Raw genomic sequence first — 15,856 nt, 5'->3', positions numbered from 1 at the left:
GAATGCCACGTATCAATCAATAGTGGCGATCCTATCTATTTAAGAGCTGGGCAAGGCTTTCAAATGGACGCTCATGATTCACCTATCACAAGCTTCAAGATTTCTGAGTCAGGAATAACATATAACTTTTTGGGGGCGCATAAATGAGTTTCTTCAATCCGATGGTTAATGTCTCAATTGTCACTGGGAAGTCTGCTTATGATATTGCAGTGGACAATGGTTTTTCAGGAACTGTAGAGGAATGGTTAGCATCATTAAAAGGTGAAAAAGGCGACACTGGAGCTACAGGTGTAACCGGGGTTAAAGGTGCTACTGGCACTGCTGGTAAAGATGGAAAATCAGCATATGAATTAGCCGTTCAACAAGGTTTCTCAGGAACATTAGATGAGTGGCTTGCCTCACTGAAAGCAACAGCAAACTAATCACGTACCCTTCTCTAACGAGGAGGGTATTTTTTTCGTTTCGTTCAAAATCGAATTATTGATTTGTTTTTAATTTTCACTCAAATCCCCTTTACATTTCTTTCCTCTAATGCAACTATATAATAAAATGGATATGAAAGGGGTTTAGGACTTGAAGAGTGAAAAGGTCATTCCTTATGATTTAGTAGCAACAAAGATGAATCATTGGTATGTGGCTATTAAAAAGAATTGGGTCGGTAGAGCAGAAGAAATGCGGAAAGAAGTTATGCAGGAAATAAAAATTATGGAAGAAAATCAAGATGTTTTACTATACTACTCCCTGCTTGAGTTTAGACATAAGTTAATGTTGGCATATATGTATCCTAATGCTATAAAAGACATTGAGAAAAATTATGGTGAGTTAAAAGCATATGAAGGTCATGAAAACTTAACAGGAATGCTCGAATATTACTATTATTTTTTCATGGGCATGTTCTATTTTAGACAAAAGGAGTTGGCATTCTCCCTTAATCACTATAGACAAGCTGAGAGATATTTGGATTCAATCGAGAGCGAAGATATTGAAGTTGAAAAAGCTGAATTTTATTTTAAATTATCAGAAGTGTATTACCACATGAAACAGACTTATTTTTCAATGAATTATGCCATGAGGGCTTACGATATATTTAAAAAGCAACCTGTTATTGACGGTAACCCTACATACGGGGTACAAAAGGTACGCTGTCAATTCGTCATATTTGGTAATTTATTGGACAGTATGAAGTTTGATGAAGCTTTAAAGCAAGCATACAAAGCGTATCAGGAAGCAGTAGAGCTAAACAAAAGTGAAAAGAATCGTGGGCATTTGATGCGTTCAGCACTGTTTAATATTGGATTATGTTATAATCAAATGGAAGAACTTGATAAAGCATTTTTTCACTTTAATAAGTCACTTCAAATCATTGAGCCGGAAAATCATGATTACGCTGCTAAAACATTATTTGTTATCTCCTTCTTAAAGGGAAGGCAAAATGACATTGAAAACGCAAAAAAATTTTATGAACAGGCCAAACAGTTGGCTGAACGGCATAACAATGAAATGGTGCTTGAAAAGTTAAAAATGGTTAAAGGACTTTTCTTGAACTATGATTTAGACTTAGTTAGGAAAACATTCGAGTTCTTCGAAGAAAGAAGTATATACCCTGACATGGAAAGCTATGGTGTCTCTGTAGCAGATTTTCTCACTGGAAAACAGGATGCTTGGGGTGCAGTTGAATTTTATCGTTTGGCAAATGAAGCAAGAAGACAAATCAAAAGGGGAGAAGCAATATGAAAACTAAACTATTTATCTGTGCAGTTCTATTATTCGGCGTTGCCGGAACAGTGGGTGCTTCCTATCTCCAACAACAAAATGATACGTTCAAGGTTGCTGAAAGAGCCGAAACGTAAAAAACTAATGACTTTGTAAGGAGAACAGAGGGAGCTACTCTCTGTTCTCATGATTTATGTCCACCCGTCAAACCTGCTCTATACAAAGCTGTGCCTCCAGGTGTATAGGAAACAGCTCGTAATATCGCTTTAGATCCGTATTTATTTCTTATCCCGTCCATAACAAATCCAAGCTTTCTTCTCTTCTCATTATCTTTTTCAAACAGACTTAATTGTTGATTTACATCATCTTCAATATTGGATAAGGTAACTGAAACACTTCGTACCGTTTTGCCTGTATAGAACTTATCAAATAACATCAAGCAATTTCGATAAATATCCATTGTGATATTTGTAGGTAAATCAATTGTTTTAGCTCTGTGAAAGCCACCGCCGAACTCATCTTTACTGTAACCAATTCCCAAGCTGATTGTGCGCCCTACTTTATTATGCGTTCGCGCTCTCCGTGCAACCTCTTCACAAATCTCCAAGAGGACTGCTTTGATATCCTCTTTCTTCGTATAGTCTCTAAGTAATATCTGACTTTTCCCGTAGCTTATTTGCCCTTGCATCAAAGGAGCTCCAATTTCAGAAAGGTCGATTCCATGGGCATGATAATAAAGCTGATTGCCCATAATGCCGAAGCGTTTTTCAAGCAGCTCTAATGGATAATTAGCTAATTGGCCAACAGTTGAGATCCCCATCCGGTTTAAATTCCTCTCCATCCTCCCTCCTATTCCCCACATTTCAGATAACGGATGAACACACCAAAGCTTTTTAGGAACATCTTCATATCTCCACCGTGCAATCCCATTCTTTGTTTTCTTGCTCTCTAAATCAAGAGCTAACTTACTCAGTAGCATATTGTCACCAATACCAACAGTACAAACTAAGCCAAACTCTCTCTTCATACTGCTCTGAATTGCCTCTGCCATGGCTTCTGGATTTTCTTTTCCTGCATCTAAAAAAGATTCATCAATTGAGTAAGTGTGTACACATGTTTCAGGAACGAACCTGTAAAACAATTTAGTGATTTCAGTTGAAACTCTGATGAAAAGTTTCATTTGCGGGTTTACTATGTGAATTCTTGGATCATCTGGAATCTCAAATAACCGGGAGCCAGTCTTGATTCCATAATCTTTTTTAAGTGCAGGAGATGCTGCTAAGACAACACTTCCCTGTCTATCCGTGTTTCCAACTACAGCGAGATAACATGTCATTGGATTCAATCCCATTGTTACAGCTGCAACTGAAGCATAAAAGGATTTCATATCTACACAAAGTATATTTTTACGTGGAAACTGTGAGTAATCAATCATTGTAAGCAACTCCTATGATGTCATTCATGGTAATGTATACGGTTTGATCGTGTTGATCTTTTAAATGTAATTTGTGTTGTTCGTAATTGAGATATTGAACTGTGCCGATTAAATCCTCGGCAACTCCTTTTTTAAAGAGTTTAAACTTCAGTTCTTTATTCAGCGCCATTGCTTCAGAAACCAAGATGTCAATCTCCTCAATTTGTTGTTCATCTAAAGATGGCTTCTCCATTTTCGAAACATCTAACAAGTCCTGTTTTAATTGCGTTAAATGTTCTGGAAGCATCATGGAAGTCCATTTGATCGTCCCTCGATCTCTAAGCATTTTGAATCACTCCTTTATTGATCTAATATTAACAGAACAAACGTTCTTTATTCAATATAAACAAGAACAATAGTTCGATGTAATTGTTGGAAATGACTATTCATCACCTATGCTATGGTCTTCTCTAGTCGAGACATTGAATTCTCTCCAAGAGCTAAAAGAAATCCGCAGGAAAAAGTAAACACACAGCCGCATTCTTTTCTGGCAGCTGTGTGTCTTTATTTGTCTTTATCGGCTCCGGATTTCTCTTGTTTTTCATTCGGTAGCTGAATGGAAGGCGTCACACCTGATCCGCCGCTTCCGTTATAAAACTGCGGCACCTCTCCTTGAATCGCTTTAATGGAGACCGGTATATTATTTGTCACGACTGATGTCTTACTGGCAAACGGAATAATGACCTTTACTTTAATTTCCACAAAAATACTGATATCGATCAGGGCATTGTTAATGCCGTACGGCTTTATTTTTGTTTTCACATCAGTTAACGCATCTCCGATCAGGTTAAAGCGCACGGGGATTTTCGGCCCGAGATTTCCGAGAATGCTGTTTCCCGTGACCTGCCCTAAAGGGATGTTAATCATAATTTCATCGGCCGTTTTCGCGCCTTTTTCTGTTTCATGCTGCTTATTGTTCGACTCCGCTTCCTTCAGATGAGCCTGAAGCTGCTTTGTCACTTTCGCCTTCATACTGTTGACCATTTGTGTATTAAAATCCATCGTTGTGACTTTTCCGTTTTCATCCGTTTTCATATCGACCATATCTTTCACATTGTCGCTGTGAGACATGTATTCTTCAATGGATTCCGTAATGACCTCTGTCGCCACCCGTTTGGTTTCCATTTCTCCTATGTTCATCAGCACCGGTTTGATTGAGGAGTTGATCATCCAGAGGCTGATGACCGTCGATATGATAAAAAAAGCAAACGACAGAAGAAGCACATATCGAAAAGGCAAAGGCCCTCTCTTGCGAAGAGCGCTCCGGTATCTAGGCAAGAAAAATCCCCCCTTACATATCACAATGTATGCTTGTAAGGGGGGACATAGTAATTTATTTTCACATTTAAAAACTCCAACATAAAGCATTGTTTTCCTTTCGGATCACGCAAATGACGGGCTATTTTTTATATCCTGCTTATTTTCGTTTTTCTAATCCTTTTTCTTTTCATATCTTCATTAGATATTTTTGTTTGCATCTCCATAACACTTAATTGGCTTTTTAATATCTTAATGTCTTGTTTATTGAGCACTGGAGGCACATTTATTTCTGCCCTTTTGCCACTTGTTAATGAAAACTTTAAAACCTGTTTAGCTAAAGTAAATTCCAACGCCAGATTCTCCTTTAGTTAATTTCAACAATTTAAAATTATAAGAGCCAAGATGCACTTATACAATAAAGGTTACATGATATTGTCTTAATCATCAAACTTTGATTTTCAATTGACTGTTTCAGCTTGGTAATCTGTCTCCTACAATCACAGACATATATTTGGAATTAGTGTATAATGATTCCTGTACATTAAGTTTGCTCACTCAAGGGAGTCTTGCTCATCCCCTACGAAAGGGGGTGATGCTTATGTCAACATTTCAGGCATTAATGTTAATGCTTGCATTTGGGTCGTTTATAATCGCCCTGTTGACGTATATAAATAAAAAATAGACCTCCCTTGAGACTGGAATCCTGAAGGGACAGGTCTATCACGAATAACTGCTGAGCAAGCCCTTTGATGGGTAGCTTTTTGTACAGAGCCGGGGTGCTACCAACACCCTGGTCTTTTTATTTTATGCAATTCTTATTAAAGAAATACACTGTAACCAGTCTGTATTTTACAGTTTGATTATAACACATTAAATGAAACCATTGAAATAATTTGCAAAACATTTGTTTTATGGATAAAACCATTATTTATAGATTTTAATCCTGCGGTCTCTTATTCATCCATTACACAAGTGCAATACTTTTGCTTAATCGTCCCAGTCTTCATCCTCAATCCAGTCGTCTTTAGCTTCTTCTAGTTCCTCTATTAAAAACTCTAGGAATGTGCTACCAACTTGTTTACCATATCCCTCTTGGTTATCCCAAAGAATGACTGGGCATTCTCCACCTTTCATCTTGTTAGTGTCAAGACAATAAGAAAATTCATCTACATATTCGATCACTACAAGACCATCGGAAAGGTTATAATATTTTTTATATTCATTGGTCTGTTCGACAACTTCAGCACCGTGAGAGTCATATCCGAGTATCATTGTTCCGTATGCTCCCCCTGAACCATACTCAGTTAAAAACCATTTATAACTGTCTGGAAGCGTTACATTGAGATACTCTTCTATTTCTCTAATTTGATCTCCAGTGACTCCTCCCGTGAGAATTGAATTTTCTTTATTTTCATCAAAGAAAGTTTTTATTTTCGAATAATCCATTAAACTTTCACCTCTTATTCTTGATTCTCAAATTGCTGAGCTCTCCATCTCCAATACCTTCTTCTGAAACTTTTATATTGTTTATCAAGCACAGGATCATTTCTAAAACTCTGTCCATTCCCTTTTAATCCATGCAAAACATCACTGTACTTATTATGCCAGCTTTCAGGTATCTCTAGCATAGTGCCAGGCTCTTCTTGAATTAAGTGATGTAAATTTATTTGCGTGCCATCTTTAGCAAACGGAGCATTACCATTTTTCATAAGTTGAAGATTCGTAAGGCCTTTACGATTTTTTTGATTAAGATCAATATCTTTCATTGTATATACCCTACGGCTTACATCTCTAGGCTCTCCTTTAACTTTTACCTTACCGTCTATTTCGTATGCTTCATATTTTTCTTTATTTAACCAAGGGACATCTACTTTCTGACCTGTAAATGGCTTTCTTGTTTCATCTAATTTCTTTGCATTGGTCAAAAGTTCATTTTTAAGGTTTTGGCTGTCAACCACATTGTATGGTACATTATCGGCTAGAGCAAGCTTATACTTAGGATTATACGGAAGCAAATCTGGAATCTTGACGTCCTTAATTCTCTTCCCCGCCTGCCCTACCTTGTTTATGACCTTGCCTGCTGCATCTGCTTTGTTAATGGCTCCTGCACCTTTGGTTCCAAAAACAGCTACAGCCACTGAACCAACAGCATATGTCACCCATCTTGATCTGGAGTAAGCATCTCCGTTCACCATATCTTTTTGATACGATTCCTCGATTGCTGCCGAAACAGCATCATATGTTTTAACAGGATGAAGTACTGCATTCCCCAGTGCTGACAAGGTTTCTCCCGGATCGGTTATGAAGTCCCATAAACCGGTTACCGTGTCTTTCCCGACATCATATAGACCGACGCCGGCTCCTTTTAAAATATCCCAAGTCACTTCTCCGGCTTCTTCCAGCTGTTTTGCTTGTTCAAGCTGAATGACATATTGCTGCTGGGAAGGTTCAAGGTTTTCATAGCCGATCTTCTTCGCAATTTCCAAATATTCATCCGGATCGGTCACACCGTCAGCGAGCTTTTTCTTCAGATCCTTGATTTCCCGCTCTTTTGCTTCTTCCTTCTTAAACGTTAAATATGTGTCTGAATGTCTTGCAATCTCGCCTTTTTTCTTATGTATGTCACTTTCCCTGTACGCCTTGGCATTATAGTGAAGCGGAGTGGCGTTTTTTCCTTTGCCCGTAGCGTTTTGGAGCTGTTGAAAATCGGCCTGAATGAAATGTTCGTTTGCCTCGGTTTCTGCGTATTCTTTCGTTAGATCATGATCAAGCTTTCCGAGCTTATGTATGGTCTCATCCCGTTTTTTATCTGCTGAATCCAGCTTTTGATCGACATCCTCTGTAGAGAAAACATCAAGATGAACAATATCACTTATCTCATTAAGAATATCCCTCATTTCATTGCGCTGCTCCTGCATGATAGCTTTTGATTTATTCTTCGCATGGATCAGCTCGTGTTCTAAAAATGACTCTTCCACAAACGAATCGGCTAATCCGGCATCAGCTACTTTTCCTGAAATACTGTTAAGAAAAGCAATCTTCATATCGATCAGATCAAGCCAGCTGTCTGTGACACCAGCGTGATCTTGGAAGAATGCTTTGATGTTATCAGCACCTTTACCTGAAAACTCACTGTCATCTAAATCAGCCATTCCCTGAAAAGCTTTCCTGAGATTAATAAATTGTTCTCTAATCTGATCGTATTGTTTTGCCCGCTTTTCTGCTGCTGAGATTAACGAGGATGCTTCAAATACTTTCATATCTATCTCCTTTCCACTTATTCTCATCTAAATTTTACCATAGTTGTAGGTTGTTCGATTTTCAAAATCAGATGTTTATCCAAAATTAAATTTACAATCTTTGGTTTTATATTTATAATTAGGAAGGTTTGTCCGATATAGAGACAGAACAAGCAATTTGGGGGAATTACATTGAAGAAATGGTTACTAGGTATTGGCGCATTATCTCTAAGCTTTTCTTTGGCTGCGTGTGGATCTGATTCTGCTTCTACAGATAAAACAGATTCAGATAAAGCTAAAACAACGCAGCAAGAAGAAAAGGATGCAAAAGAGACAAAGGCAGACACTCAATCAAATGACAAAAATGAAAAAGCCGAAAATGCTTCAAAGAAGGATTCGTCGGATAAAAAGGCGTCTGACAGTAAGAAAAAGCTAGTCGATGTAACACTTAACAGAACGGTTGATGGAGACACGATTAAAGTTAACTATAAAGGCGAAGTCAAAACTGTTCGTTATTTACTTGTTGACACTCCTGAAACTAAGAAGCCAAACTCTTGCGTACAACCATATGGTGAGGATGCTTCAACAAGAAATAAACAGCTGGTTAACAAGGGAAAACTTCAACTGGAGTTTGATAAAGGAGATCGCACAGATAAGTATGGCAGAATGTTGGCTTACGTTTATGCAGATGGCAAATCAGTACAAGAAACACTGCTTAAAGAAGGATTAGCACGAGTAGCTTATGTATATGAGCCAAACACGAAGTATTTAGACACGTATAAGAAAGATGAGCAAGCTGCGAAAGATAAAGACTTGAAGATTTGGAGTAAGAATGGATATGCGACTGATAAAGGATTTAATGGCTGCGTAACGAAACCGAAGAAATCAGTAAGTGTATCTAAGCCGGCTCAAAAGTCCATTACAACACACCAATCAGAGACACATAAATCGAACTCAAGCAATTCACATTCAAGTGGTTCAGCATCAAGCAGCTCTTCTAGCTCTACACAAGCCTCCCCTTCTGCTGGAGGAACAGAACACTTTGCAAACTGCACAGAGCTGAGAAAGAAATATCCGCATGGAGTACCAAGCACTCACCCTGCTTATACATCTAAGATGGATCGGGATAATGACAACTTTGCATGTGAGAAGAATTAATTGTTTTGAAGCCCTCTGAGGCTTCTTTTTTATTTCGGTATATTCTATCTAAATAAAAAACCACAGAGCGCTGTGAGGGACTCTGTGGTCTATAGTGGCTGATTAAACCCCTATGATACATCAATTAGGATACTTTAAATTAGATTAATAAGCAAGCTGATCTAAAATGTTTCGTTAAAATGAGGATTTTATCAGAACTTTCTTTTAGAGATAGCATCATCTCTGTCTCTTCTTCAGAATTTAGGCTGTTGTCTTTACCCAGATATACAAAACGAATTTCCAGTCATTGTTGTCACCTTTAATTTATTTAATTCTTATTCTGATTTTTAAACGCCAAGTGTTTGACTCCTTGATCCTTAAAAACTTGACGGATATAGGGAGGTGAATAATCATATTTCCGACCAATTTCTTTTAGACTCATTTTTTTGTTGAAATGCAGATCGTATAGCAGATCAAAGTCCTTTGCTCTTCTCCTCTTTGACAATTCAGGATAAGAAAGCTTGTCCACTTTTTTCGCCTTAAAAAGATTCAAAATGCTCCAGTCTGGAATATTAAGCTCCTTTGATATTTCCCCCACCGTTTTAAGTTCATCAAAATGAAGTCTTTTTATTTGTTCAAGCTTATCTGAGTACTGTTGCCATTGGTATGTGTAATTGCTCTCTGGTCTAGGGATATCAATCTTAGTAGTGACATAAAAGTTAAAACCTTGTTCTTGACAAGCGTATCAATCGCCTCTTTACCGAAATCCTTTTCTCCGCCCCTTGCAAGTGAGTATGCTTCATCAATGAATAAAATGCCCCCGAGCGATTTTTTAATCAGATCTCTGGTTTTTTGCGCCGTGTGTCCGATGTATTCACCGACCAGATCGGCACGTTCCGCTTCGATCAGATGTCCTTTGGAAAGCACGTTCATTTCGAAGAAAAGCTTGCCGATCAGTCTCGCAACGGTGGTTTTCCCGGTGCCGGGGTTCCCTTTGAACATCATATGAAGAGCTTGTTTTCCGACTTTCAGCCCTTGTTCGGCCCGTTTTTGGTTGACGAATATCCACGCGTAAATTTCTTTAATGTTGCGTTTCATTTCTTCCATACCCACTAATGTGTTCATTTCTTTTTCAATTTCTTTCAGAATGCTGTGTTTGGCTTCATTTTTTTGCAGGGCGGCCTGATATTCCGCCTCAGCTTCTGCATTTGTCAGCACTTGCTTTTGGCCATTAAGAATGATGTTAATTTGTCCGTTATTTTTATAGGTTACAGCGCGCTCCAACATGCTCACCTCTCTGTTCTCTCTTTATCTTACTCATGATGAAGCGGTTCCGTGACATCCGCCTATCATCATGAGACCCGTTTTCCTCTTTATCTGTCACTTTTTCCGTTCTCTTCGGGAATGATGTTGAATCCTGCGCTTTCCCGAGAAATATTTTTCATTTCTTATTGTATTCAACAGAAACGGGAGGACAAACCATTTATTTTTATTTTCCGGGAAATGTTGGGTATATTTCTCATTTTTTTCATGAATGACAGCCGTACAAGCACCTTTTGAATATCATCATATGCTGTAATGAGGTGATGGAGAATGGTTAAAATTTTTATAGACCCCGGTCATGGCGGAACTGATTCAGGTGCAACCGGAAACGGACTTCAGGAAAAAGCGGTCACGCTGGAGATCGCGCTGGCTTTGCGCACGATTCTGACGAATGAGTATGAAGGAGTTTCTGTCACGATGAGCAGGACAAGCGATAAGACGGTCAGCCTGACGGAAAGAACGGATGCCGCCAACAGCTGGGGCGCAGATTATTTTTTATCCATTCATATTAACTCAGGAGGCGGAACCGGATTCGAAAGCTATATTTACCCCGGTGTCGGAGCGCCGACCTCGACTTACCAATCAGCCGTCCACACGCAAGTGATTCAAGCATCGGGTTTTAATGACCGAGGAAAAAAAACAGCCAACTTCCATGTGCTGCGGGAGACAAGTATGCCGGCAATTTTGACGGAGAATGGTTTTGTTGATACGTCAGCTGATGCAAACAAACTGAAAACAGCCAGTTTTATTGAAAGCCTTGCAAGAGGACATGCCAAGGGCTTGGAGCAAGCTTTCGGTCTAAAAAAAAAGGCTGACTTATCTAAAGTGCAAATCGGTGCATTCAAAGTGAAAGCAAATGCTGATGCACTTGCCGCCGATGCGGTGTCTAAAGGTTTTGACGCGATTGTGCTTCCAAAAGGCGGCTTATTTAAAGTGCAGATCGGCGCATTCTCTTCCAGAGATTATGCTGAAGCGTTGGCAGCGCGGGCCGAAAAAGCCGGATTTGATGCCTTCATTGTGCAAGACTAAATGAAAAAACCCCTGCTCTCCCTTTTTTGGGACGAACGGGGGTTTTTTGTTATTGAAGTATATCGGCGACAAACTGAGACCAAGCTTCAAGACGCTGATACACATTTTCCTCTTTCAGTTCGCTCAGTTTCATCCAGCGGCCGGCGATTTGATCTTTTTCTTTCACTTCGACTTGTGCCGCAGACGCTAACTGGAGCGCAGAAAGGATGCCGATATGCACCTTCCCTACATCGTTTTCATCATCATTGATCAGGCCGAGTGTGACAATGTTTTGTTTGTCCTCCTCGCGAATGTACAGTTCTTCCGCCAGCTCCCGGTCGGTATTCTGTTTCAGCACTTCCGAAAATGAAGCCGCCCCTTCCATAGGGTTCATGTGTCCGCCGAAGCCGAGAGAAAGCTTATTATGGAGGCGCGATTCCCCTCCGCCGGCGAGCCGTTCATACACAAACACCTCATCATCGCGGCGGATGACGACATACGGAATCGGCTGTTTAAATCGCGGGTCCTCTTCCGCGTCGCCTCTTCTGATTTCAAAAAAATGCGCCTCAATTTGAGCCATAATGTTTACGATACGTTCATCCTCGCTGTTGACTCCCTGAAATGTCAGCATTTCGTTTTGAAAGACGTCACTCCGCGGTGCAGCCAAGATGATTTCATCCATTTTATTCATGCCCGTTCCTCCTGTCTTACCTCTCCATTCAAGCCAAAAGAGCAGATATTATATCTGCTCTTCATCTTGGCCAAAATAAAAATCTTCGTCCTTAATCGGTTCTACCGTCGCCTTTTTGTAGCCGTTCCCTTTCATGGAGAAGAAATCATGTGATTTTGTTTTGGTGTTTAATCCGTTTAATACGATCGGATTAATATCCTCTTCTTCAAAGTAAGGATCGAACCCTAAGTTCATCAAAGCTTTATTGGCGTTATAGCGGATGAATTTCTTTACATCGTGTGAGAGTCCGACTTGATCGTACAAGTCCTCTGTATATTCAAGCTCATTGTGATAAAGCTCTTCTAAAAGCTCAACCGCAAATTCGCGAAGTTCCGCTTTTTTCGCTTCTGTTTGTTTATTGTATATTTCTTGGGCAAGCAGTCCGACATATACACCGTGGATCGCTTCATCACGAAGGATCAGGTTGATAATTTCACCGCTATGCATCAGTTTTCCTTGTCCGTAGAAATATAACGGATAATAGAAACCGCTGTAGAATAGGAAGCTTTCTAAATACACAGATGCAACCATGGCTTTGAACAGTGAAATCTCGTCATCTTTTTTAATCGCTTTGTAGAGTCCGACGATGATTTGCGCTTTTTTCTGCAAAAATTTGTTTTGTTTGACCCATTCGAATACTTCATTAATTGTTTCAGTCGGTGCCAGTGTCATGAAAATATTAGAGTACGATTTTGCGTGAACGGCGTTCTCCATCATCGCCATAAAATTCAGCACGGCTTTCCGCTGGTGGCCGTCTACGTGTTCAGCCACGATCGGCATTCCTGTATTCCCCTGCTCTGTATCAAGAAGAGTCAATCCGGCCAGTACCTTCATATACGTGTCTTGCTCGTTTTTCCCGAGGTACTTCCATGTGAGGATATCGCCGTTTAAAGCAATCTCTTCCGGAAGCCAGAACTGTTTCACATTTTGGTTATAGAACATTTGGGTAAAGTCGTCTTCATGCTTTGACCAGTTTGCTGCGTCATAAATTTTCGTCACTATAAACTCTCCTTTAATCAAACAACACAAGAAAGGCAGCTATCTTGCCCGGTATCTTTCGTTCTTGCATAGTAAATGGTTTTGATGCCTCTATGGTGGGCATACAGATCAATACGGTTCAGATCACGAGTTGTCATCGTATCTTTCAAAAACAGGGTAAAGCTGATTCCCTGATCGATATGCTGCTGGATTGTCGCGATCATATCCACCACTTTGAACATGTCCATATCATAAGCTTCTTTGTAGAAGAACCAGTTATTAGACGCTAATCCCGGCATCGGGTAATACGTTTTTGAATTTCCGTATGTTCTTTCTTCGATCCGTTCCATGATCGGCATAACGGACGCCGTGCTGGATTGGACGTAGGAAATGGAGCCTGTCGGCGCGATGCACAGTCTGTAGCTGTGATACATACCGTGTTCAGCGACAAACGCCTTCAGCTCTTTCCAGTCTTCGATTGTCGGAATGTGCATGCCCTCAAAGAGCGCAGCGATTTTTTCGTATGCCGGTGAGAACTCTTTTTCGATGTATTTATTGAAATATTCTCCCGTTGCATAAGTGGAGCCTTCATAATGCTCAAACGTTTCGCCTTTTTCTTTCGCAAGCTCAGCTGAACGCTGGATGGAATAAAAGTTCACCATCATAAAGAACGTATTCGCGAAATCTCTTGCTTCCGGGCTTTCATAAGCGATGCCGTTTTGGGCAAGGTAGCCGTGGAGGTTCATGGCGCCTAAACCGATCGACTTCATCGCTTTGTTCGCGCGTCTGACTGCCGGCGCGTTGCGGATATCCGTCGTCTCAGATACATGAGTCAGGGAATCCGTCGCGAGTTTCACCGTGCGCTCAATCGATTTATGTTTCATGACATTCAAAATATTTAATGAACCAAGGTTGCAGGAAATGTCCAAGCCGATTTCGTCTTCTTCATCATAATCTGTGTAAGCCGAAACTTGTGACGCTTGAAGCACCTCAGAGCAAAGGTTCGAGAATTTCACTTTTGATACGTGGTTATTCGCGTGCTCTTTGTTTACGTTGTCCTGGAACATAATGTACGGATAACCTGACTCAGAACGGAGAACGGCAAGCTTTTCAAGCAATTTGCGCGCATTCACTTTTTCTTTTTTGACACGCGGGTTGTCGACAAGCTCCTCATACATCGCCGTCATGTCCATTTCGTCCATATGCTGGCCGTATTCTTTATAAATCGTATGCGGATAGAATACATAAGCCGCTTTGTCCTCACGTGCAAGCTCAACGAACTTATCCGGAATGACGACACCGATAGAAAGCGTCTTGACGCGCACATCTTCATCCGCAGAAATCTTTTTCGTATCAAGAAAATCATTGATATCGCGGTGGAAAATGTTTAAATACGCCGCGCCCGAGCCTTGTCTCTGTCCCATTTGGTCAGCGTAACGGAACGCATTATCAAGAAGCTTCATGACGCCTACAACGCCTTTTGTGGCGTTTTCAACATCTTTAATCGCTTCGCCTTTCGCGCGAAGCTTGGACAGGTTAAGAGAAACCCCGCCGCCCAATTTAGACAGCTGCATGGAAATATCGATCGCCCGTGAAATATCGTTTAAGGAATCATTGACTTCGAGCAAGAAGCAGCTCACCAGTTCTCCGCGGCGTTTTCTGCCGGCATTCAAAAATGTCGGTGTACTCGGCTGATATTCCTGGTTGATCATCAGGTTTACATATTCTTTTGCTTTCTCAGTATCGCCGTTTGCGAAGAACAGCGCGACGATTGAGATTCGGTCCTCATAACGCTCGAGGATTCTTTTCTTGTCATTCGTTTTCAAAGCATAGTCATTATAAAATTTAAACGCACTCATGAAGGAAGGAAAACGAAACTTCTTTGCGTAAGCTGTCTTAAACACTTCTTTAATGTCTTCAAAAGAGTAAAGGCTTAAGAATTCCTCTTCGTAGTATTGGTTTTCAATCAAATAATCCAGCTTCTCTTTTAAATCGTGAAAGTAAACTGTGTTTTGATTGATATAGTCAACAAAATAGCTATGTACAGCCTCTTTATCTTTATCAAACTGGAATTTTCCATCTTGTTGGATCATGATTTCGTTATTTAACTGGATCCATTTTGGCACTTGATTTTGTGACAACTCTTTCTACCTCCTGAGTAAACAATTCAACGTCTTTAGATGTGCCGCTGAGTTCAAATTTGTGCAAGATCGGCACCTGATATTGTCTCGAAATGGTATCGGCGCTTTTTGCAAAGTTATCGCCCCATACTTTGTTGCCGCTCGCAGCGACTCCTAATAAGAGATGGGCGTATTTTTCGAGAAATGATTGTGTTGATGCCGGTACCTGGCCGAAGTTTGTCGTGTAGGTGACCAAAACAAACGGAGTGTCCACGTGGTCCGTTTCGTCCACCTTGCGGATCAGCTGAAAGTCTGTTTTATTCACAAAACGCTGAACATTCCCTGTCTTTGAATCAAATATGATTTGAACCATCCTTATCACGACCTATCAAAAATAATGAATCTCTTAACACTATATATAGTATACTAACCTCTCAGAAAAACACAACATATTGAGATCAATTTATAAAAAATTCATATTTTTGAAAGAGCCGACTTTGGCTCTGGCCCGATTAACGCCCAAAAAAGAGAGCAGAACGAGAATCATCTCTCATCCTACTCAAGGTGTCATGTGTAAGCCGATGTCTATCATAACATGAAAAAAAACTGCTTAGTAGTCTAGACTTTTATTCTTATTTTTTGTAAGAATCACATTTTTTTTCGCTTTCAACGGTTTCTTCAATCTCCACATCAGCACCGATTTCTTTCAGTACGGCTTTCAGAGCGCTTGTGATGGAAGCCTCTCTGATCAGTTCTTTGCCGTCAACGATGATGCTGGTTCCATATTCATAGCAGGAATCATCTTCACAAGTTTCTTCCCAATGGTTGATTATCACCTTGTGTTTCAATCGTCTCACCCTCTGCATGATCAATG

The 15,856-nt window shown here is 40.2% G+C and carries 16 protein-coding genes and 1 pseudogene; 5 read left to right on the top strand and 12 right to left on the bottom strand.

Going from position 1 to position 15,856, the window contains the following annotated elements; genetic code table 11:
* The first annotated feature begins 143 nt into the window (after nucleotides 1-143).
* Together NYE62_RS08930 and NYE62_RS08925 are read left to right on the top strand one after the other, a co-directional pair.
* The gene (locus tag NYE62_RS08930) at nucleotides 144-422 is read left to right on the top strand and encodes a hypothetical protein (protein ID WP_342497385.1); all 279 of its coding nucleotides are present in this window, start codon (nucleotides 144-146) and stop codon (nucleotides 420-422) included.
* Between the two features lie 151 nt (nucleotides 423-573).
* Nucleotides 574-1,734: a Rap family tetratricopeptide repeat protein gene (locus NYE62_RS08925; protein WP_342497384.1), complete on the top strand. Its 1,161-nt coding sequence runs from the start codon at nucleotides 574-576 to the stop codon at nucleotides 1,732-1,734.
* A gap of 163 nt (nucleotides 1,735-1,897) precedes the next feature.
* On the opposite strand, the gene NYE62_RS08920 is transcribed toward NYE62_RS08925, so the two are convergent.
* From NYE62_RS08920 to NYE62_RS08905, 4 genes are all read right to left on the bottom strand, one after another.
* Entirely contained in the window at nucleotides 1,898-3,148 is a 1,251-nt protein-coding gene (locus NYE62_RS08920; RefSeq protein WP_342497383.1) for a UV damage repair protein UvrX, read from the bottom strand.
* Nucleotides 3,141-3,473, bottom strand: a complete 333-nt coding sequence (locus NYE62_RS08915) for a YolD-like family protein (RefSeq protein ID WP_342497382.1) — start codon at nucleotides 3,471-3,473, stop codon at nucleotides 3,141-3,143. The genes NYE62_RS08920 and NYE62_RS08915 overlap by 8 nt, the downstream gene beginning before the upstream one ends.
* Before the next feature lie 218 nt (nucleotides 3,474-3,691).
* Nucleotides 3,692-4,465 (bottom strand): sporulation protein YunB, encoded by a 774-nt coding sequence (yunB, locus tag NYE62_RS08910; RefSeq protein ID WP_342497381.1) that lies wholly within the window; start codon nucleotides 4,463-4,465, stop codon nucleotides 3,692-3,694.
* Between the two features lie 128 nt (nucleotides 4,466-4,593).
* Nucleotides 4,594-4,797, bottom strand: coding sequence for a hypothetical protein (locus NYE62_RS08905; protein WP_021493638.1), 204 nt, complete (start codon nucleotides 4,795-4,797; stop codon nucleotides 4,594-4,596).
* 242 nt (nucleotides 4,798-5,039) lie between these two features.
* Here NYE62_RS08905 and NYE62_RS08900 point away from each other — a divergent pair, with 242 nt between their 5' ends.
* On the top strand, nucleotides 5,040-5,129 hold the full coding sequence (locus NYE62_RS08900; RefSeq protein ID WP_076982784.1) for a putative holin-like toxin: 90 nt from the start codon (nucleotides 5,040-5,042) through the stop codon (nucleotides 5,127-5,129).
* A 305-nt stretch (nucleotides 5,130-5,434) separates the two neighbouring features.
* On the opposite strand, the gene NYE62_RS08895 is transcribed toward NYE62_RS08900, so the two are convergent.
* Entirely contained in the window at nucleotides 5,435-5,893 is a 459-nt protein-coding gene (locus NYE62_RS08895) for an SMI1/KNR4 family protein (protein WP_013352370.1), read from the bottom strand.
* A gap of 14 nt (nucleotides 5,894-5,907) precedes the next feature.
* On the bottom strand, nucleotides 5,908-7,707 hold the full coding sequence (locus NYE62_RS08890; RefSeq protein ID WP_342497380.1) for a T7SS effector LXG polymorphic toxin: 1,800 nt from the start codon (nucleotides 7,705-7,707) through the stop codon (nucleotides 5,908-5,910).
* Nucleotides 7,708-7,878: 171 nt separating this feature from the next.
* Between NYE62_RS08890 and NYE62_RS08885 the strand changes: the two genes are divergently transcribed.
* Nucleotides 7,879-8,844, top strand: coding sequence for a thermonuclease family protein (locus NYE62_RS08885; RefSeq protein WP_342497379.1), 966 nt, complete (start codon nucleotides 7,879-7,881; stop codon nucleotides 8,842-8,844).
* Between the two features lie 708 nt (nucleotides 8,845-9,552).
* Here NYE62_RS08885 and NYE62_RS08880 read toward each other — a convergent pair.
* Nucleotides 9,553-10,110: pseudogene (locus NYE62_RS08880) on the bottom strand (AAA family ATPase); the annotation flags it as partial.
* Nucleotides 10,111-10,416: 306 nt separating this feature from the next.
* Between NYE62_RS08880 and NYE62_RS08875 the strand changes: the two are divergent.
* Nucleotides 10,417-11,175 (top strand): N-acetylmuramoyl-L-alanine amidase, encoded by a 759-nt coding sequence (locus NYE62_RS08875; protein ID WP_241458223.1) that lies wholly within the window; start codon nucleotides 10,417-10,419, stop codon nucleotides 11,173-11,175.
* Nucleotides 11,176-11,224: 49 nt separating this feature from the next.
* Here the strand turns inward: NYE62_RS08875 and NYE62_RS08870 are convergent, their stop codons facing one another.
* From NYE62_RS08870 to NYE62_RS08850, 5 genes are all read right to left on the bottom strand, one after another.
* On the bottom strand, nucleotides 11,225-11,845 hold the full coding sequence (locus NYE62_RS08870; RefSeq protein ID WP_012117609.1) for a hypothetical protein: 621 nt from the start codon (nucleotides 11,843-11,845) through the stop codon (nucleotides 11,225-11,227).
* Nucleotides 11,846-11,893: 48 nt separating this feature from the next.
* On the bottom strand, nucleotides 11,894-12,883 hold the full coding sequence (gene nrdF, locus NYE62_RS08865) for a class 1b ribonucleoside-diphosphate reductase subunit beta (RefSeq protein ID WP_007410372.1): 990 nt from the start codon (nucleotides 12,881-12,883) through the stop codon (nucleotides 11,894-11,896).
* Nucleotides 12,884-12,900: 17 nt separating this feature from the next.
* On the bottom strand, nucleotides 12,901-15,003 hold the full coding sequence (gene nrdE / locus NYE62_RS08860; protein ID WP_007410373.1) for a class 1b ribonucleoside-diphosphate reductase subunit alpha: 2,103 nt from the start codon (nucleotides 15,001-15,003) through the stop codon (nucleotides 12,901-12,903).
* Nucleotides 14,963-15,355: a class Ib ribonucleoside-diphosphate reductase assembly flavoprotein NrdI gene (nrdI, locus tag NYE62_RS08855; protein WP_003154061.1), complete on the bottom strand. Its 393-nt coding sequence runs from the start codon at nucleotides 15,353-15,355 to the stop codon at nucleotides 14,963-14,965. Before nrdI ends, nrdE begins: the two co-directional genes overlap by 41 nt.
* Before the next feature lie 259 nt (nucleotides 15,356-15,614).
* A complete protein-coding gene (locus tag NYE62_RS08850) occupies nucleotides 15,615-15,830 on the bottom strand; it encodes a hypothetical protein (RefSeq protein WP_003154062.1) in 216 nt (71 codons plus the stop codon).
* Nucleotides 15,831-15,856 lie beyond the last annotated feature (26 nt).

Source organism: Bacillus sp. FSL K6-2861 (assembly GCF_038630725.1).
GTDB classification, from domain to species: domain Bacteria; phylum Bacillota; class Bacilli; order Bacillales; family Bacillaceae; genus Bacillus; species Bacillus velezensis.
Note: the sequence above shows the minus strand (reverse complement) of the source record. Positions and strands in the feature narration are given on the sequence as shown.